This window comes from Saccharibacillus brassicae (genome assembly GCF_006542275.1).
Taxonomy (GTDB): Bacteria; Bacillota; Bacilli; order Paenibacillales; family Paenibacillaceae; genus Saccharibacillus; species Saccharibacillus brassicae.
Genome location: NZ_CP041217.1, coordinates 429,072 through 447,588, shown reverse-complemented (window position 1 = coordinate 447,588; position 18,517 = coordinate 429,072). Strand labels below are relative to the sequence as shown.

Annotated in this window: 15 protein-coding genes; 12 read left to right on the top strand and 3 right to left on the bottom strand. The window is 57.7% G+C overall.

Annotation, left to right across the window (positions count from 1 at the left end; genetic code table 11):
* The first annotated feature begins 187 nt into the window (after window positions 1-187).
* The 12 genes from FFV09_RS01835 to FFV09_RS01780 all read left to right on the top strand — a co-directional run bounded on the left by FFV09_RS01835 (window position 188) and on the right by FFV09_RS01780 (window position 15,247).
* Window positions 188-1,525: a slipin family protein gene (locus FFV09_RS01835; RefSeq protein ID WP_141446102.1), complete on the top strand. Its 1,338-nt coding sequence runs from the start codon at window positions 188-190 to the stop codon at window positions 1,523-1,525.
* A 303-nt stretch (window positions 1,526-1,828) separates the two neighbouring features.
* Window positions 1,829-2,206 (top strand): GntR family transcriptional regulator, encoded by a 378-nt coding sequence (locus FFV09_RS01830; protein WP_141446101.1) that lies wholly within the window; start codon window positions 1,829-1,831, stop codon window positions 2,204-2,206.
* A complete protein-coding gene (locus FFV09_RS01825) occupies window positions 2,203-3,081 on the top strand; it encodes an ATP-binding cassette domain-containing protein (protein ID WP_141446100.1) in 879 nt (292 codons plus the stop codon). Before FFV09_RS01830 ends, FFV09_RS01825 begins: the two co-directional genes overlap by 4 nt.
* Window positions 3,074-3,853: a hypothetical protein gene (locus tag FFV09_RS01820; protein WP_141446099.1), complete on the top strand. Its 780-nt coding sequence runs from the start codon at window positions 3,074-3,076 to the stop codon at window positions 3,851-3,853. Before FFV09_RS01825 ends, FFV09_RS01820 begins: the two co-directional genes overlap by 8 nt.
* 228 nt (window positions 3,854-4,081) lie before the next feature.
* Window positions 4,082-6,058 (top strand): methyl-accepting chemotaxis protein, encoded by a 1,977-nt coding sequence (locus tag FFV09_RS01815; RefSeq protein ID WP_170314903.1) that lies wholly within the window; start codon window positions 4,082-4,084, stop codon window positions 6,056-6,058.
* Between the two features lie 225 nt (window positions 6,059-6,283).
* The gene (locus FFV09_RS01810) at window positions 6,284-7,366 is read left to right on the top strand and encodes a suppressor of fused domain protein (protein WP_141446097.1); all 1,083 of its coding nucleotides are present in this window, start codon (window positions 6,284-6,286) and stop codon (window positions 7,364-7,366) included.
* A gap of 404 nt (window positions 7,367-7,770) precedes the next feature.
* A complete protein-coding gene (locus FFV09_RS01805) occupies window positions 7,771-8,517 on the top strand; it encodes a DeoR/GlpR family DNA-binding transcription regulator (RefSeq protein WP_141446096.1) in 747 nt (248 codons plus the stop codon).
* 3 nt (window positions 8,518-8,520) lie between these two features.
* Window positions 8,521-9,432 (top strand): 1-phosphofructokinase, encoded by a 912-nt coding sequence (gene pfkB, locus FFV09_RS01800; protein WP_141446095.1) that lies wholly within the window; start codon window positions 8,521-8,523, stop codon window positions 9,430-9,432.
* Window positions 9,433-9,566: 134 nt separating this feature from the next.
* Window positions 9,567-11,552, top strand: coding sequence for a PTS fructose transporter subunit IIABC (locus FFV09_RS01795; protein ID WP_141446094.1), 1,986 nt, complete (start codon window positions 9,567-9,569; stop codon window positions 11,550-11,552).
* Between the two features lie 236 nt (window positions 11,553-11,788).
* Window positions 11,789-12,916 carry a glycosyltransferase gene (locus FFV09_RS01790; RefSeq protein WP_281288467.1) on the top strand — a complete coding sequence of 376 codons (1,128 nt, stop codon included), beginning with the start codon at window positions 11,789-11,791 and terminating at the stop codon, window positions 12,914-12,916.
* 14 nt (window positions 12,917-12,930) lie between these two features.
* A complete protein-coding gene (locus FFV09_RS01785) occupies window positions 12,931-13,710 on the top strand; it encodes a glycosyltransferase family 32 protein (RefSeq protein WP_246098449.1) in 780 nt (259 codons plus the stop codon).
* 31 nt (window positions 13,711-13,741) lie between these two features.
* Window positions 13,742-15,247, top strand: a complete 1,506-nt coding sequence (locus FFV09_RS01780) for a polysaccharide biosynthesis protein (RefSeq protein WP_141446092.1) — start codon at window positions 13,742-13,744, stop codon at window positions 15,245-15,247.
* A gap of 116 nt (window positions 15,248-15,363) precedes the next feature.
* Here FFV09_RS01780 and FFV09_RS01775 read toward each other — a convergent pair whose 3' ends face one another.
* The 3 genes from FFV09_RS01775 to FFV09_RS01765 form a co-directional block, all read right to left on the bottom strand.
* Window positions 15,364-15,978 (bottom strand): YtxH domain-containing protein, encoded by a 615-nt coding sequence (locus FFV09_RS01775; RefSeq protein ID WP_141446091.1) that lies wholly within the window; start codon window positions 15,976-15,978, stop codon window positions 15,364-15,366.
* Between the two features lie 155 nt (window positions 15,979-16,133).
* The gene (locus tag FFV09_RS01770; protein WP_141446090.1) at window positions 16,134-16,517 is read right to left on the bottom strand and encodes a YtxH domain-containing protein; all 384 of its coding nucleotides are present in this window, start codon (window positions 16,515-16,517) and stop codon (window positions 16,134-16,136) included.
* A 64-nt stretch (window positions 16,518-16,581) separates the two neighbouring features.
* Window positions 16,582-18,297, bottom strand: coding sequence for an ABC transporter ATP-binding protein (locus FFV09_RS01765; protein ID WP_170315129.1), 1,716 nt, complete (start codon window positions 18,295-18,297; stop codon window positions 16,582-16,584).
* Between the last annotated feature and the right edge of the window lie 220 nt (window positions 18,298-18,517).

The following is an 18,517-nucleotide window of genomic DNA, read 5'->3' as shown; positions in this document are numbered from 1 at the left end:
TTCCGCCGGCCGAAGCTGCGGCGAGCAAGCGAAGAACGACGGAGAGGGGGGCGGTCCGAAGTCGGGACCGGCGCTGCCCAGCCGCTCGATTCCCGCTTGCCGTGCGCAGCCGAAGCCGGCTCAAGCCGGGCTCCGCGCATACGGCCGTGCGAACTTCCGCCGCAAAGATTCCAAGGAGGAACCATCCATGAATTCAAATTCAAATCAGTCGAATATACACGCACCGCACGGCCGCAAAATTCCGGGAATGCCCGGTCCGAACGTTCGTCCGGGAGAAGCGAAAAAAGAATCGGTCTTCCTGCCCGGCGTGCTCGAACTCGGCGCGGGATTGCGCACCGTCGAAGTCCAAGACGGGGAACGCGCGCTGCTGTTTGAACATACCCGCTACGTCCGTCTGCTGATGCCGGGCCGGCACCGCTTTTGGAGCTGGACGGACCACACCCGCAAAGTGGTTTTCAAAAGCCTGGCCGAGCCGTTCGAATATCGACCTTCGGACAGCGGAGCAGCCGGCCGGATCAACGCGAATGGCGTTCCGGACATGGACGTGCGTCTGTACGCGGCAGATTCCGAGCTGATGCGGCAGCTCAGCACGGTGGAAGTCGGCGACGGCGAATATGCGCTCCATCTGGAGAACGGACGGTTCAAAAACCTGCTGTCGACCGGACGTTACGCCTACTGGAACGAATCGCGCGAGCATACCTTTAGTCGTGTCGACCTTCGGACGCCGGAGATCGGGCCGGAGATCGGACGGGCAATTCTGGAAAAGATCGGGCCAAGCGCGGTGCAGACGGTCGAGGTGGGAAGTCACGAGACCGGCCTGCTGTATTTCGACAACAAGCTGCAGCGGCAGCTGGCGCCGGGCCGAAGCTTTTTCTGGAACGGCTCGGCGTCCGTCACGGTCAAAAAGTTCGATCTGCGCAGGCAGCAGCTCGATATGACAGGCCAGGAGATTCTGACGGAAGACAAAGTGTCGCTGCGCCTGAACTTCGTCTGCCAGTACCGGATCGTCGATCCGCTGCAGGCGGCGGAGATCAAAAACTTCGAAGATCAGGTGTACGTCCAGCTGCAGCTGCTGCTGCGCGAGTACGTCGGCACGCTCAAACTGGACGATCTGCTGCGCATGAAGCAGGAGATCGGCGAATTCGTGCTGGGCCGGCTCAAAGCGAGCGGCGCCGATTACGGCGTAGAATTCCTCGCGGCCGGACTCAAAGACGTCATTCTGCCGGGCGAGATCCGTGCCATTCTCAATACGGTGCTGCTGGCGGAGAAAAAAGCGCAGGCCAACATGATCACCCGGCGCGAAGAGACGGCTTCGACCCGCAGCCTGCTGAACACGGCCAAGCTGATGGACGAGAACGCGACGCTGTACCGGCTCAAAGAGCTGGAGTTCGTGGAGAAAATCTGCGAAAAGATCGGGACGATCTCGCTCAGCGGCGGAAGCAGCCTGCTGGAGCAGATGAACGGCGTACTCGGTCTGCGGCAGGGAGAAGAACGCCGGAACGTCGGCGAGCCCTCTATCGAATAAGATCGGGAATAGGCTCGCGAAAAAGATTGAGAACAGATACGCAAACAGCACTGTGAACAAGGGGATACTCCCGGAATCCTCGCCATCGCCGATACGAAAGCCTGCGCCCCCGCACAGGCTTTTTTTGCGCTGCGCTGGACGTTCCGCCTCATGTCTCGCCCCACGTCCAGCCGCTGTTCGGCTTTCTTTTCCCCTACGTCTCACGCTCCGCCGTTCCGATCTTTTTTTTAAAATAGCGTTGACAAAAAAGCAAACCACCTTTATGGTTAGTTACATGACTAACAAACCAGAAGGGTGGTTGCGATGCCGATTCCATTCGACGAGAGCCGACCTATTTTTCAGCAAATTGCAGAACGAGTCGAAGACGACATTCTAAACGACACCTACGCCGAAGAAGACCAGATCATCTCGACGACCCAATTTTCGCGGATGTTCCAGATCAACCCCGCCACCGTCGTCAAAGGGTTTGCGCTGTTGGTGAACGAAGACATCATTTACAAAAAAAGAGGGCTAGGCATGTACGTGGCCGCCGGAGCGAAGGAGAAGATCATGGGCAAACGCCGCGAACGGTTCTATAGCGATCTGGTGGTCAGACTGTTGGAGGAAGCGGAGAAGCTGGGCTTGACGACGGAAGACGTGATTGAAATGATCAAACGGGAGAAAAGGGGAGAACGTGCATGAATTCGGTTCTTGAAGTCAAACAGTTAAGCAAAGCGTACGGACGCACGGACGCGGTCAGTAGTCTGAGCCTGGACCTGTCCGAGCAGACCATCTACGGCCTGCTGGGGCGCAACGGAGCCGGCAAAACGACGCTGCTCAATATGGTGACGGGCGGGATCTTCCCGGACGGCGGCGAAGTGGTGGTGCACGGACGGACGCTGCGCAAAGGGGAAGTGCCGCCGAACACATGCTATGTCCGCGAGAAAAACTTTTACCCGAACGGAGCCCGCGTTCGCGACGTGCTGCATATGGCGTCGGCGTTCCATCCGAACTGGGACAAAGAGCTGGCCGGGCGGCTGCTCGGCACGTTCAAGCTGAATCCGGGCCAAAAGATGCGTCAGCTGTCCCGCGGCATGGAAGCGATGGTCGGCAACGTGATCGGACTGGCGAGCCGGGCGCCGCTGACGATCTTCGACGAGCCGGTGCTGGGACTGGACGTGCTCATGCGCGAAAAGTTCTACCGGACGCTGCTTGAAGATTACGCGGAGCATCCGCGTACCGTGCTGCTCTCGACGCATCTGATCGACGAGATCGCGACCGTGGTCGAGCAGGTGTTCATCATGGAGAACGGCAGCATTCTGATGCGCGAAGACGTGGAACATATCCGCGAACGCGCCCATACGGTCAGCGGCAGCGGGGCGGCCCTGCAAGCGTTCGTCGAAGGACGCCGCGTTATTCACAGCGAGAGCTACGGCCATGTCGGCGTTGCGATCGTGTACGGAGAGCTGGCCGAGAACGAACGCCGGGAAGCGGAGAGCCGCGGACTTGCGATCGACGGCGTGCCGCTGCAGAAATTTTTCGCTTATTTGATCGAGGAGGGACAAGCCGATGCATAAAATGGGAGCGCAGCTGCGCGTATCGCTGCTTCGTATGAAGCTTTCGATCTGGATCGTCGTGGCCGTGATCGTCGTCTCGACGATCGCCAACTTTACCGTCAACGCGGCGCTGCAGGGCGATCCGCAGCGGGACGCGCAGGAAGTGTCGGAAGCGCTCGACGAAGTGCGGGCCGTAACCGGCGACGATTCGCTGCAGATCGAAGTGCCGGAAGAGATCGAGAACGTCAATGTGTCCGCGGGCAATCTGCTGCTGATCCTGCTGCCGATGCTCGCCATCATCCTGCCGCTGCGCACGTTCCGGACGATGATGAACTTCGGCGATTCGCGCAGCCGGTACTTTGCCGGCCTGCTGCTCGTGTACGCCGTGTCCGCGCTGGGGCTTGCGCTGTGCAACAGTCTGTGGTGGCCGCTCGAACAGAATGTCATCCGCGATTACAGCCAGACGTATAACCTGATCGAGGTGTTCGGCTGGGACGAATTCGGCGCCGTCGGCATTTTCCTGTACCAGGCCGCGTTCTACTTCTTCGTCCTGACGCTGTTCAACCTGCTGTTCTCGGGCGTGAAATCGCCGGTCTCGTGGGTCTTGTGGGCGGTGCTGATCGCAGCGATTCCGATCGGCACGTCGATTGCTTCGCTGCGCGTGCACGTGGCCGATTTCTTCCTCGCGCTGCTGTTCAACGATCACCTTGCGGCCGGCGTCGGGCTCAATCTGCTGCTGAGCGTCGTGTTTATCGCGGGCGCCTGGTTGTTCACGCGGCATCGGACTTTTTGACTCCGGGCTTGAGCCTCGCTATTTTACAGCTTCCATAGAAACGTTTTCGACGTGCAAAAGCTTTTGCTTTTGCACTTTTTCTTTTGAAAAATCCTTTTTATGCTAAATTTTGTGCTTATTATGTCGATAAAGATCGAAACAAGTCACAGCTTCGCCGCTCAATCATCACGATACTTCAGAAGCCGTACGGCAGGCTTGAACGATTGGCATAATGAGGAGGGCTTTAAGATGAACCTGAAAATGAAATTGGCAGCGCTGCTCGTCGTCGTGACGGTCGTAGGAACCGGAAGTATCAGTTTGGGCGCTTTGAGCAGCATGAAAAGCGAAGCGGAACAATCGGTAAGCGATAACCTCAAAAATACGGCGCTCAAAACGACCGAGCAGATTGGCGGCTGGGTCGGCAAAAACGCCAAAGTGGTCGAGACGACGGCGCTGAATCTTCAGACGGCCATGCCTTTGAATCAGATCCGGGAGAAACACCTTGGAGTGTTCAAGACCGAATCGAATAAAAACAACATCGGCGACATTTATATCGGGCTCGAAGACGGGACGATGATCGACGGCACCGGATGGTTGGCGCCGGAAGGCTACGACGTCAAGGTTCGTCCGTGGTATACGGAAGCCAAAGCGGCAAACGCGCTGAACTTCAGCAATCCGTACCACGACATGGCGAGCGACCAATACGCGGTCTCGATCGGCTATCCGCTGCGCGATCCTGCCGGCAACTTCGCGGGCGTGCTCGCCGGCGATATGCGCCTGACGACGCTGACCGACACGATCAAGAATATTAAGATCGACGGCGGTTTCGCGTTCCTGACCGACAAGACAGGCGTCGTGCTGGCCCATCCGGACGCGGATGCGATCAACAAGCCGCTCAAGGAATCGGCCGATTATGCCGCGATCGCCCCGCAGCTGCTCGAAGGCGAATCGGGCAGCCTCGAATATACGTACAAAGGCGAACCGCAGCTGCTCTACTACCAAAAAGTCCAGGACACGGGCTGGGTGGTGGCCGCTTCGATCTCGAAAAGCTACGCGTTCGCCGATTACGTGCAGATGCGCAACCTGTTCATCGTCGGCATCGCGGCGTTGATCGTCGTCTTGACGATCGTGGCCGTCATCGCCGCTTCAAGGCTGATCAAACCGCTGATCCTGCTCCAAAAAAGCGCGCAGCGCATGTCCGAAGGCGATCTGACCGTGACGGTTGACGTCAAAGGAAACGATGAGATCGGCAAGCTCGGAGGCGCCTTCAACGAGATGTCGGCCAGCCTGCGCGAACTGATCCATGCCGCGGCGGGTTCGGCCGAAGGCGTGGAGAACTCCGCCAAGTACATGAACGGACAAGCCGAAGGCGCCAAGCATATCTCCGACCAAATCGCCGTCGTGATCGAAGAATTGGCGCGCGGCGCGACGGATCAGGCTTCGTCGATCCAATCCGGCGTCGAGCAGCTCGGCGATATGAACGCTTCGATCGAAGCGATCGCCAGCAGCGCGGGCCGTGCGTCTGCCGGAGCCGACGACGTGACCGACGCGATGAGAGGCGGTCTGCAGGCCGTCGCTTCGCAGGCCGATCTGACCGAAGCGAGCCGCAGTTCGGCGGGCCGGGTAGAAGAAGCGAACCGCCGCCTCGGCGATCAGACGATCAAGATCGGCGAAGCCGTCAGCTTGATCCATACGGTGGCCAAGCAGACGAATCTGCTGGCGCTGAATGCCGCGATCGAAGCGGCCCGGGCAGGCGAGCACGGCAAAGGCTTCAGCGTCGTGGCCGACGAAGTGCGCAAGCTCGCCGAGCAGGCGCGGGCTTCGGCCGCGGATATCGACACGCTGCTGGCCGGCGTGCAGGAAGCCGGCCGCCAGAGCATCGGCGAGATCCAGGGATTCCAGGCGATGGTCGACAAGCAGATCGAAGCCGCCGCTTCGACCCGCGGGGCGTTCGACGTCATCCGCGGTTCGGTCGACGGTATCACGAGCCGGATTCGCGAAGTGTCCGGGGCGTCCGACGAACTGAAACGCAGTTCCGATCAGGTATCCGCCATCATGACGGACATCGCGGCCGTGGCCGAGCAGAGCGCGGCCAGCACCGAGCAGGCCGCTTCCTCGACGCAGGAACAGGCCCAGGCGATCTCCAGCATCTCGGACCTGTCCGGCGAAGTGTCGGTCAGCGCGGACGAACTGCGCGCCCGAATCGCCAAATTCAAAACGCAGTAACGCGAAAGCCTGCGATTCCGAGTCCGCGCGCTGCATGATTCCCCGTTACGCGTACCGCATGCCTCATTACACGCATTCAACAGTCGGCTGTCCCCGCATGGGGAGAGCCGGCTTTTTCGCTGCGCATTTTCAAACAGATCCCTATTCGGGTAAAGTACAATCAGGAAAGCAAGCCACAGCCGCGCGGCCTATGCCGTACGGAATCAGGCGGGAGGAGTGGACAACATGAACGAAGACGAACAGCGGGGCGCGGCAGGGGAACAGGCGGAATCGCCGGGCTGGGACGCGATCAACGGCGCGCTCAGCGCCATCTATCCGGATGTGGAGCCGTTTCATTACGGAACGATGATTGCCTATCGGCTGGGAGGGCCGGACCCGCTGGACGGAGTGAGCGTCTACAAGCGCGAAGAACCGATCCCGCATTGGCATTACGTCACGTACGGATTCACGGAGCTGCATGAAAAAGAGTCCAAAACGACGCAGGTCAGCGGATTCGGCTTCGAACTGACGCTGCGGCTGGCGCGTGAAGGCGAAGACCAGCCGCCCGTCTGGGCGATCAATTTTTTGCAAAATCTGGCCCGCTACGTGTTCAGCAGCGGCCACGGATTCCAGCCGGGCCATCATCTGGACGCCAACGGACCGATCGAAGCGGACCGAGACACGCCGATCACGGCTGTCGCGTTCGTCGAAGACCCGGAACTGGGCCCCGTGCGCTCGCCGTTCGGCGAATTCCGGTTCGTTCAGGTGATCGGCATTACCGCGGACGAACTGGACCTGATCAAAGTGTGGAACGTGCGCAGCTTTCTGGAGCTGGCGCGCACGCGGCTGCCGCTGTACGTGACGGATATGGCCCGCGCTTCCCTGCTGCAAGGCGACGAACTGAGAGCGGCCGCCGAACTCGGCGTGCGCACCGAAGGATCAAGCACCGGCCATCTGTATTTCGAGAGTCTGGTGTGGGAAGAACAGAGAAACCTGCTAAAAGGCAATTCGTACGTCCTGCAGCTCGGAGCCAATCAGGCCGAGTCGCTGGCGCGCATCCTCACGGGCCGGCTGATGCACGACCGAAGCCTGACGCTGATCGGATCGGACACGGAAGTGATGATGATCCCCGATCTTCAGAACCGGATCGCCGAAGTGCAGGATGGGCTGCATCTGTATCTGAATGCCGACGCGGTCGCCGAACTGTCCCGTCGCCTCGTGGCGCAGGAAGGCCAATTCCGCCTGGAGACGATGAACACCTTGACGATTCGTATCGTCAAAACGCTGCTGCGCGATCCCGACGGCAACGTCGTGGACACGATCGGCTGACGGCATTTCCCGCACGGCGACAAGGTCGTTTCGGGCCGCGCAATTCGCCTTCGGCGTGCCGTTATCGCCGCGCCGGCAGCCTCGATCGACCGAGCCGCGTCACCCGCATCCGGCGGACGACGCGGCTTTTTGGTGCGCCCGATAAAAAAGGGAAAAAATGGACCTTGCAAAGCTAATCTCTCAAAACCGTTCAACCGATAGTAGAGGCATAAAGATGAACGAATGAGGCGGAACAGGAAAAATACGGTCAGCCCTAGGAAGCGTTACCATCAGTTGTGCATCGGCAAAGGGCGGCGGAAAGGACACTCAATTAAACGCTGAACTTTTTTGAACGTTTTTGAATAAAAATGATTGTTATTTGACGAAACGTACGTTACAATGAATGGCAGATGGAGGAATCGAACATGCTGACCGAAGAAAGATACCGTATTATATTACAGCGCTTACAAGTGTCCGGAATCGTCAAGCTGCAAGAACTCGTCGAGCTGCTCGGTACGTCCGAGTCCACGGTGCGGCGGGATCTGATCGACCTGGAGTCGCAGCATCTGCTCAAGCGCGTGCACGGCGGGGCTTCCCTGCTGCACAGGCGGAGCGAAGAACCCGGCATGGAAGAGAAAACCTTCAAAAACGTTCAACAGAAGAATGCAGTCGGCCGCGCGGCGGCGATGCAGCTTCGGGACGGAGAATGTATCTATATCGATGCGGGCACGACGACGCTGGCCATGATCCCTTTTATCGAAGCGCAGGACATCACGGTCGTGACCAATGGCCTGTCGCACGTCGAAGCGCTGGTAAGCAAAAATATTCGCGCCTACCTGCTCGGCGGCATGATGAAGAGTCATACCAAAGCCGTCATCGGCAGCATCGCCCTTCAGAACATGGACAATTTCAGGTTCGACAAAGCTTTTATCGGCACGAACGGCGTCAACGCCGAATTCGGCTTCACGACGCCGGACCCCGAAGAAGCGCTGATCAAACGGCGCGCCCGCCAACTGTCGGAACGTTCGTACGTCCTGGCCGACGCCAGCAAGTTCGGCGAAGTGGCGTTTGCCAAACTGTTCGATCTCAAGGAAGCGACCATCATTACCGACTCCATTCCGGAGCGGTGGAGAAAATCGATTCTTGAGAAAACCAAAATAATCGAGGGATAACTCATGATTTATACCGTAACGCTTAATCCTTCCATCGATTACATCGTGGAAGTGGAAGATTTGCAGCTGGACGCCCTGAACCGCATGAAGCGCGACCTGAAGCTCCCCGGGGGCAAAGGGATCAACGTCTCGCGTATCCTGAGCCGGCTTGATGTCCCGAATACGGCGCTCGGTTTCGTCGGCGGGTTCACCGGCGGCTTTATCGAAGAAGTGCTGAAATCGGAATCGATCGTGACCGATTTCGTGAACGTGCAGGGCGATACGCGTATCAATATCAAGCTCAAGCACGGTCAGGAGACCGAGATTAACGGACAGGGACCGGTCATCGGCAGCGAAGAAGCCGATCAACTGGTCGATCAGCTCGCCAAGCTCACCCCGGCAGACATCGTCGTGCTGTCCGGCAGCGTGCCGCCTTCGCTCGGAGGCGCTTTCTACGACCGGTTGATCCGCGTCATCGGCGAACGCGGAGCGCGCTTCGTGATCGACACGACCGGCGACGCGCTGCTCAAGGCGCTGCCTTACGGGCCGCTGCTCGTCAAGCCCAACCACCACGAATTGGCCGAACTGTTCGGCGTCGAGATTCAAGGCCGCGAAGACCTGATCACTTACGGACGCAAGCTGCTTGGGATGGGCGCGCAGAACGTGCTGATCTCCATGGCCGGCGACGGCGCCCTGCTGGTGACCGCAGAGCGGGTGTATCACGCGAACGTGCCGAGAGGCGAAGTGAAAAACTCTGTCGGCGCAGGCGATTCGATGATCGCGGGCTTCGTCGGAACGTTCTCGCAGACCGGCGATCCGCTGTCCGCGCTTCGGACCGGTACCGCTTCCGGCAGCGCGACCGCTTTCTCGGACGATCTGGCCGAACGCTCGAAGATCGAGTCGCTGCTTCCGCAGGTGCAAGTCAACCCCTTGTAACGGATCATCCGATAGATCGGTTTGGAACGAGAACGAACGCAGCGAATCTAGTGAACGCAAATCTAGTGAACGCAAATCGTGCATGAACGGCGCGCATACCGCGTGCCGACAACCCCACAGAGGAGTGGAATAGAATGAGAATTACGGATCTGATGATCGAACCGGTCATGATCATGGACCTGCGGTCCGCCACGAAAGAACCCGTGATCGACGAGTTGATCGCGTCCCTGAACGCAAGCGGCCGCATCAACGACGTCTCGGCGTTCAAGCAGGCGATCCTCGCCCGCGAAGCGCAGTCCAGCACGGGCATCGGCGAAGGCATCGCGATGCCGCACGCCAAGACGGGCGCGGTTAACCAGCCGACGATCGTGTTCGGCAAAAGCACGCGGGGCGTCAACTACGAATCGCTTGACGACCAGCCGGCTTACTTCTTCTTCATGATCGCCGTGCCGGAAGGCGAATCGAACCTGCATTTGCAGGCGCTCAAAGTGCTGTCGCGCATGCTGCTGGACGCGGACTTCCTCGATCGTCTGCGCGCGGTCAAGACCCCGGGCGAAGTAACGGCGCTGTTCGACGCGGCGCAGACCCAATCCGAAGCTGCGGAAGCGGCCGAGAAAGCGAAAAGAGCCGAATCGGCGCGGCAGTCCGATGCCGCCGTGGGCGGAAGCGCTTCCGGCATGGCCGACGTCATCGTCGGCAATCCGAGCTCCGACCAGTTCGTCGTCGCCGTAACCGCCTGCCCGACCGGCATCGCGCATACGTTCATGGCGGAAGACGCCCTGAAGAAAAAAGCGAAAGAACTCGGCATCAATATCCGCGTCGAGACGAACGGATCGGAAGGCGTCGGCAATCAACTGACGGCCGCCGAGATCGCCCGCGCAAACGGCGTCATCATCGCTGCCGACAAAAACGTGGAAATGGCCCGCTTCGACGGCAAGCCGGTGCTGCAGCGAAAAGTCAGCGACGGCATCCGCAAGCCGGAAGAACTGATCCGCAAAGCGGTCACCGGCGACGCGCCGATCTACCGGCATGAAGGCGGAGCGGCAGGGAGCTCGGATGCCGGCGGCAAAGTCAGCGTAGGCGGCAAAATCTACAAAGACCTCATGAACGGCATTTCGCACATGCTGCCGTTCGTCGTGGGCGGCGGTATCCTGATCGCCATCTCGTTCCTGTTCGAACAGTACGGCGGCGGCGGATCGGAGAACCCGATCTTCAAGCTGCTCATGGGTATCGGCGGAGGCGACGGCGCGTTCCACTTCCTGATTCCGATCCTCGCCGGCTTTATCGCGATGAGCATCGGCGACCGTCCGGCCCTCATGCCGGGTATCGTAGCCGGTTACATGGCGTCCACGTCCGGCGCCGGCTTCCTCGGCGGCCTCGCTGCCGGCTTCCTGGCCGGTTACATCGTGATCGGTCTGCGCAAGCTGTTCAGAGGTCTGCCCAAGAGCATTGACGGCCTCAAACCGATCCTGATCTATCCGGTGCTCGGCCTGCTCGCAGTCGGCCTGGTTATGTACTACATCATCGATCCGGTCTTCGGCGGATTGAACACATGGATCACGAACGTGCTGGAAAACCTCGGTACCGGCAACGCGATCCTGCTCGGCCTGCTGCTCGGCGGCATGATGGCGATCGATATGGGCGGTCCGTTCAACAAAGCGGCGTACACGTTCGCGATCGGCATCTTCACTTCGACCGGCGACGGCGCCTGGATGGCGGCGGTTATGGCCGGCGGCATGGTGCCTCCGCTCGCGATCGCGCTGGCGACGACGCTGTTCAAGAACAAGTTCACGGAAGAAGAACGCAAATCCGGCTTGACGAACTACGTGCTCGGCGCAAGCTTTATTACGGAAGGCGCGATTCCGTTCGCGGCCGCCGATCCGCTGCGCGTGCTCACTTCCTGCATTATCGGTTCCGCGATCGCGGGCGGCCTGACCCAATGGTGGGCTATCAACGTTCCGGCTCCGCACGGCGGTATCTTCGTCGCGGCGCTTGCGAACCACGCGGTACTGTTCCTGCTGACCGTCGTGATCGGCGCCGTCATCTCCGGCCTGATCCTCGGTTTCTGGAAAAAGACGCTGGCCGAGCGCGCGGCAATCGCGGCTCAAAAAGCGGCTTAACCTTAAAAAGGCAAAGTTTTGTGGCAAAGAAGCATTGGCTATCCGAAAACAGGATAGGAATGCTTCTTTTTTTGTGTTTTCATTTCTTTTCTGATATATCAATGGAAATAGAAGAAAATGATTCAAGTCTCGTTCTTCTGGTTTATATAAAATCGACACTTAGGCAGCAAGTACTAGGTCGGTAACAACAGTTCGACATTTTTACCTATTTTTCGTACATAGTAAGCTCTTTTTACGTGGAAGCATGGCGAATCGCCAATTATGATGAAAGAAGGAGGCAGAGGAAGCTGAAACCGTTGGTAAGTGTAATCGTACCCGTATTTAACGTGGAACATTACCTAGGAAGATGTTTGGACAGTTTGCTTGCGCAAACGCTGGAAAACATCGAAATTATTGTAATCGACGACGGTTCGACCGACGGATCGCCGGCAGTTGCGCGCGAATATGAGAAACGGGACGAACGGATCCAAGTTATCCGTCAGGAAAACCGTGGACTCAGCGGAGCCCGCAATACCGGTCTGGATGCCGCTTCGGGCGAATTTGTCGGTTTTGTGGACTCCGATGATTGGATTCTGCCCAAGACATTCGAGACGATGTATCGCAGCGCGCAGAAGCATGAGGCGGATTTGTGTGCGTGCGACTATACGTTGGCGTACGAAGACGGGCGTCTTGAACACGGCGTACTCGGCCTGCGCAGCGAGAAGCTCGAACTGCCCCTGTTCGGACTGGATAAATTCTGGAATGACAAAAGATACTCCGTCGTCGTGTGGAACAAGATTTACCGCCGCAGTATCATTCAAAGCCAGGCGTTGAGATTCGAATCGAACCGCAGGGTGTTTAGCGAAGACGTGCTGTTCAATCTCTGCTTTCTCAAGCATGCCGGAGTCTGTTCCGCGGTGTCCGAATCGTTCTACTGCTACTTCCAGCGCGGCGATTCCTTGATGAACAGTCCGAAGCCGGATTATTTGAAAAGAGAGCTTTTTTTGGTGGACCGCTTTTCCGATTATTATGCCGATTATGCCAATTCCAACGTGTATCAGGCGCTGCTGTCCCGATTATTTTTTGAACGGGTGCAAAACAGCTGCCTGCACAATCTGTCTTCCGGCATGAAAATCAGAGTCATACATAAAGAATTGAAGCAAGCCGGCACGCATCCGCTGTTCGAAAAAAGCATGACAAAAGAAGGAAGCGACCGGGGACTCTGGCTGCCAATGCGAGTGTTCGCCATGTTGTGCGGCAAAAAAAGGTATCGGGCCGCCGCCTGGTATCTGCGTTTGTTCCTGGGCTTGTCGAACGTCAAGAAAAAATGGTCCGGGCGTCAGAAGGTCAATGCATTAGGGGTTACGCAAGCCAAAATAGTCTAAAGGGAGGAACGGAAGTGGAACGTATTCCAAAAATCATTCATTACTGCTGGTTCGGCCGCAGCGAGCTGCCGGAACTTGCCGTTAAATGCATCGAGAGCTGGAAGCTGCATCTGCCGGATTACGAAATCGTGCGTTGGGACGAAGACAGCTTCGATATTGAATCCAATCTGTTCGTTCGACAGGCGTACGCGTCCAAAAAGTATGCTTTTGTCAGCGACTACGTCCGCCTGCATGCCTTGTATACCCAGGGCGGAATCTATATGGATACCGATGTTCAGGTACTGAAGACGCTTGATCCTTTTCTGAAGCACGAAGCATTTTCCGGTTTTGAGACGCTGCGAACGATTCCTACGGCTGTTATCGGAGCGCAGGCGGGCAGCCCCGTTATCCGCGATTTCCTAAGTTATTACGAAAACCGGGCTTTTATCAAGCCGGACGGCAATATGGACATTACGACCAACGTCAAGATTATTACGGAATACTGCGTGTCAAGAGGATTCGTGCCCGATAACCGCTATCAGGTCTTTGAAGGGTTTGCCCTATATCCGAAAGATGTATTCTGTCCGCTGGAATGGAGTCCGGACAAATCCAAGATTGCCGATCGTCCGATTCCCGAGGAAAGCTGCACTATCCATCATTTCGCCGGTTCCTGGCTCAGCGAGAAAGAAATCCGCCGCAGCAAAAGCTTCCTGTGGCGCCGCTTCGGCCGTCAAATCGGCTTTGGACTTCGCATGACGCGCACTCTGCTGGGTGATAAAAACTACTCGAGACTCAAACAAAAATACGGAAGCTGATCTGCCAGCTTAAATCGAAAGGAAATATCCCGTGCGAACAAAACGTGCCTTGTACAACACGCTTACTGCAATTTTTATGCAGTTGGTCAATTTCGGCGCGGGCTTGATCATTCCCCGTCTGATCATCCAAAGCTACGGTTCGGACGTCAACGGGCTTGTCGTATCGGTCGTGCAGTTTATCGGTTACCTGTATCTGATCGAAGTCGGCATCTCGGGCGCGCTTACGTTTTCCCTCTACAAGCCGCTGACGGAAGGTGACTCCGGATCGGTGAACCGCATTTTGGCCGCGGCCAAAAAGACGTACCGCCAGGTCGGCCTGTACGCCGCCGGTATCGTGCTGGTCATGATGTTCGTGTATCCGCTGTTCGTGATGGGCGAGCAGGTCAAGTACCTGGATGTGCTGATCCTCGTGGGAGCGGTCGGCAGCGCCAGTCTGTTGAACTATTTTACCATCGCCAAATACAATGCTCTGCTGACCGCTTCGCAGGCAAACTATGTGCTCTCTCTGTTCCGAATCGTGTATCTGGTCGCCAACACGGTGATTATCGTCAGCTTGGTGCAGGCAGGAGTCCATTACTCGCTCGTCTACACGGCGGCGCTCGGAGCCCAGGTACTGCAGGCCGCCGGGATTACGTTCTATGTCAAGCGCAAATACCCGGATGTTCGCTTCGACGTGGAGCCGGACATGAGCGCCCTCGCAAACCGGAACAACGTGCTGGTGCACGAGCTGTCACGCATGGCCGTATTCGGTTCGCCCGTCATTTTGCTGACGCTGTTCGCCGCGTTGACCGACGTCAGTATTTATTCGATCTATGCTCTCGTGTTTACCGGCATCAACATGATGATCGGCGTGTTTAACAACGGATTTACGGCAGGCTTCGGTCAGCTGTTTACCCGCAAGGAACTGCACGACAATTTGCGGGTCTCGTATTCGCAGTATGAACTGCTGTTCTACATGATTTTGACTTTCGTGTATTCCTGCGCCTGGATATTGGGTTTGCCTTTTGTGCACGTCTACACGAACGGAATCAGTACGACCGATTACGAAGATGCGATCGTACTGATGCTGTTCGTCGGGATCGGCGTACTCGAGAATTGGAAAATTCCCCAATCGACACTTATCATCGCCGCCGGCCACTTCAAGCAAACGCGGCATCGAGCCATTATCGAGGCGGTTATCGTACTGATCGCTTCAACGATTCTCGTATTCCCGCTGGGCTTGAAAGGTGTACTGATCGGCAGCATGCTCGGTCTGGCCTATCGCGCGATCGATTTGCTGTACGCCCATCAGCTGATCGGAGTGAGCTTCAGACCGACCCTGATGCGATTGATTCGCGTATTCGTGACCGGAGCTATCATCATTCTGCCGTTCGAGACGATCCTGCCAGTAAAAGCCGAAGGGATGTGGGAGTGGTTGCTCTTGGCGATCGGCGTGGCCGCATGGGCAGGCTTCGTCGTAGCCGCCGCCAATCTGCTGACCGAGCGCAAAGCGCTTGCGGCCGTCTTCTCGCGGGTATGGAAAATATTCAGACCCTAGTCCGCCGTATATTCGCAGCACGGAACAGTCCGGAAGCAGCAACGCACACGCAATAAAAAGCCGATTTCTCTATAGGAGAAATCGGCTTTTTGCTCGTGGTCGGCGGAATCGGCGGGTTAGCTGCCGGCGTTGGCGATGCGCTGCTGCGCATTTTTGACGACGGCTGCCGTTTCCTGCGTTTGCTTCTTGAGCTTGTTGATATCGTCCTGCAGCTTCGTATCGTTCTCTTGTTCGCGCTGGAAGCGTTCCAGTTCGACTTTGAGATCCTGAACGGCCGCTTCGATCTCGACTTTCCATTCCATGGCGACTTCGCCGACTTCTTTGCCGAATTCGATCAGTTCGCGGCCTTTCTCGGCTGCGATCTGGCCTTTGACGCGCAGCGAAGCGATCGTCTCCTGGCTTTTGTCGCGGGCGGCGTAGAACGAAGCCTGGCTTTTGTCGCGAATAGAGGAAGCGGTCGTCACGCCGATCTCTTTGATGTCGTTGGCGACGGACACGCCTTTGTCCTTGATGTCGAGCGCGGTCATGACGCTTTTGTCTTTGAGGTCGACAGCCGCGACGACTGTTTTGTCCTTGAGCACGACCGTTCTGTCTTTCAGGTCCACCGCCGTATCGGCGAGCAGCATGCGGGTCTCCGTGCCTCGCTGCGGCGCGAACAGCAGGGCGGCGGCACCGCCTACGGCGGCGCCGGCCGCGAGTCCGGCAATAAATTTCAATGTTTGATTCGGCATATGTAGGCCTCCTGTCTATAAAGGTTCTCCTTTAGTATTACCCAGCCGCGCGCATCTGAACAGAGTCAGCCGGCAATCCGGCAAAAAAGACGCGCCCGCAGGGGGCGCGTCCGGGAGAAAAGGGCGGAACGATCGGCGGAGAAGAGGCGGTCTTGTTAACGAAGATCCGGCAGCTTCTGCGGAAACGGAACGATATCGGCCGCCGCGGCTTCCTTGTCGGACAAAATGTGGTCGTCCTGATCGGGTTCCGGCGGCGCTTCGATATTCGCTTCCGGTTCCGGCTCGATTTCGAGCGTCTCCAGCGCGTCTTTCCAATCTTCGTCGCTGGATACTTCGCGGCCGAGCGCGATCAGGTCGCGCGTCTTCTCGGCCGTGCCGTGTCCGAGTTCCACGCCGAGATCTTTCGTCTGCACGGCGAGGTCATGCAGCTTCTGCCGGGCGTCGGCGCCTTTGCGGGAAGTTAGCAACCAGGCGACTCCGGCGCCGGTCAGCGTGCCTGCCACGATCCGGGCCGCACGCTTTTTCGTCGTTTCATCCATCGATCATCACGTCTCCTCGTTGGCTTGAGCGATTGACTTTCTTCCCTACATTAACCCTTTTCGGTTAGCTGCCAAACTGTGCTTCGTGCAGACGGCTGTAAATTCCGCCCGCCGCGACCAGATCCTGGTGCTTGCCTTCTTCGGCAATGCCGTCTTTGCTGACGACGATGATACGATCCGCGTTTTTGATCGTCGCCAGACGGTGGGCGATGACGAGCGTCGTCCGTCCGACCGCAAGTTCGGAGAGCGATTTCTGGATCGCGAGTTCCGTCTCGGTATCGAGCGCGGAAGTCGCTTCGTCGAGAATCAGAATCGGCGGGTTCTTAAGGAACATGCGCGCGATCGCCATCCGCTGCTTCTGGCCGCCGGACAGCTTCACGCCGCGCTCGCCGATCACGGTCTCCATGCCTTCCGGCATAGCCTGAATGACGTCGGACAGATGCGCGCGCTGCGCCGCTTCCCAGATCTCTCCGTCGGTGGCGTCGAGCTTGCCGTAGGCGATATTTTCCCGGATCGTGCCCGAGAACAGGAATACGTCCTGCTGCACGATGCCGATCTGTTTGCGCAGCGATTCGAGCGTCAGGTCGCGAATATCCATGCCGTCCACCGTAATGCTTCCGGCATCCACTTCATAGAAGCGCGGCAGCAGGCTGCAGATGGTCGTTTTGCCGGCGCCGGACGGTCCGACGAACGCCACCGTCTCGCCCGGGCGGACGGAGAGGCTGATGCCGTCCAGAATCGGGCGTTCTTTTTCATAGCCGAAGGTCACGTTGTCAAACCGGATCTCCCCGCTGAGCGAGTCGACCGTTCGGGCATTCGGGGCGTCCTGGATATCGGGATCGGTGTCCATGATCTCCAGATAGCGGCGGAAGCCGGCGATGCCTTTCGGGTAGCTCTCGATAACCGCGTTGATCTTCTCGATCGGGCGGAAGAACACGTTCGCGAGCAGCTGGAAAGCGACGAATTCGCCGATCTGGATCTCGCCGCGGATAAAGTACAGCGCGCCGAAGATAAGCACGAGCACGCTGATCAGGCGCATCATCATGTAGTTGACCGACATGCTGCCGGCCATCGTTTTGTAGGCGAGCAGCTTCGTTTTGCGGAATGCCTGGTTCTCGACGTCGAACAGATCGCGTTCATGGCGTTCGTTGGCGAACGATTGCACGACGCGGATACCGCCGATGTTGTCTTCGATCCGGGCGTTGAAGTTGCCCACGTTGCCGAACAATCGGCTGTACGTCCGCGTCATGCGGCGGCCGAAGAAGATGATCATCCACGCCATGACCGGAATGACGATGAACGTGATGATCGCAAGTTCCGGACTGATGTTGTACATCAGGATGAACGAACCGATCAGCGTCATGATCGCGATAAAGACGTCTTCCGGGCCATGGTGGGCCAGTTCGCCGATATCGTTGAGATCGTTCGTCACGCGTCCGATCAGATGGCCGGTCTTGTGGTTGTCATAGAAGCGGAACGACAGCTTTTGCAGCTTGGCGAACAGGTTCTTGCGCATATCGGTCTCGATATTGATCCCGAGCATATGGCCCCAATACGTGACGATATATTGCATGCCCGTATTCAGCGCGTAGATGCCGAGCAGCGCGAAGGAGGCGATCAGGATCAGGCTCCAGTTCTGGCCCGGCAGCAGGTCGTCGATGAAGACGTTGACCGCGAGCGGAAAAGCCAACTCCAGCAGGCCCGCGAACACGGCACAGCAGAAGTCGATCAGAAACAGCCCTTTGTAAGGACCGTAAAAAGCGAAGAAGCGTTTCAAAATAGTGATGCCAATCCCTCTTTTCTCTATAGGTTGTACTCTGTACCCCGAAGCGGACGATGCGCGGCGTTCGCTTCGGGGTTTATTGAGAATCATTCTCTATGATAGCTTGTCAAGCCGCCGGACGGCAAGAAAAAATTGCAAAAAAAGGACGGTCGGCCGTGGAAAAGCCGATCGTCCCGTGTTTTTGCCTGTGTGCGTTCGAAACGATTCGAGATCATTC

Coding starts and splice junctions, on each gene's coding strand:
- FFV09_RS01835 (WP_141446102.1), top strand. CDS start 188: ATGAATTCAAATTCAAATCAGTCGAATATACACGCACCGCACGGCCGC.
- FFV09_RS01830 (WP_141446101.1), top strand. CDS start 1,829: ATGCCGATTCCATTCGACGAGAGCCGACCTATTTTTCAGCAAATTGCA.
- FFV09_RS01825 (WP_141446100.1), top strand. CDS start 2,203: ATGAATTCGGTTCTTGAAGTCAAACAGTTAAGCAAAGCGTACGGACGC.
- FFV09_RS01820 (WP_141446099.1), top strand. CDS start 3,074: ATGCATAAAATGGGAGCGCAGCTGCGCGTATCGCTGCTTCGTATGAAG.
- FFV09_RS01815 (WP_170314903.1), top strand. CDS start 4,082: ATGAACCTGAAAATGAAATTGGCAGCGCTGCTCGTCGTCGTGACGGTC.
- FFV09_RS01810 (WP_141446097.1), top strand. CDS start 6,284: ATGAACGAAGACGAACAGCGGGGCGCGGCAGGGGAACAGGCGGAATCG.
- FFV09_RS01805 (WP_141446096.1), top strand. CDS start 7,771: ATGCTGACCGAAGAAAGATACCGTATTATATTACAGCGCTTACAAGTG.
- pfkB (WP_141446095.1), top strand. CDS start 8,521: ATGATTTATACCGTAACGCTTAATCCTTCCATCGATTACATCGTGGAA.
- FFV09_RS01795 (WP_141446094.1), top strand. CDS start 9,567: ATGAGAATTACGGATCTGATGATCGAACCGGTCATGATCATGGACCTG.
- FFV09_RS01775 (WP_141446091.1), bottom strand. CDS start 15,978: ATGCCGAATCAAACATTGAAATTTATTGCCGGACTCGCGGCCGGCGCC.
- FFV09_RS01770 (WP_141446090.1), bottom strand. CDS start 16,517: ATGGATGAAACGACGAAAAAGCGTGCGGCCCGGATCGTGGCAGGCACG.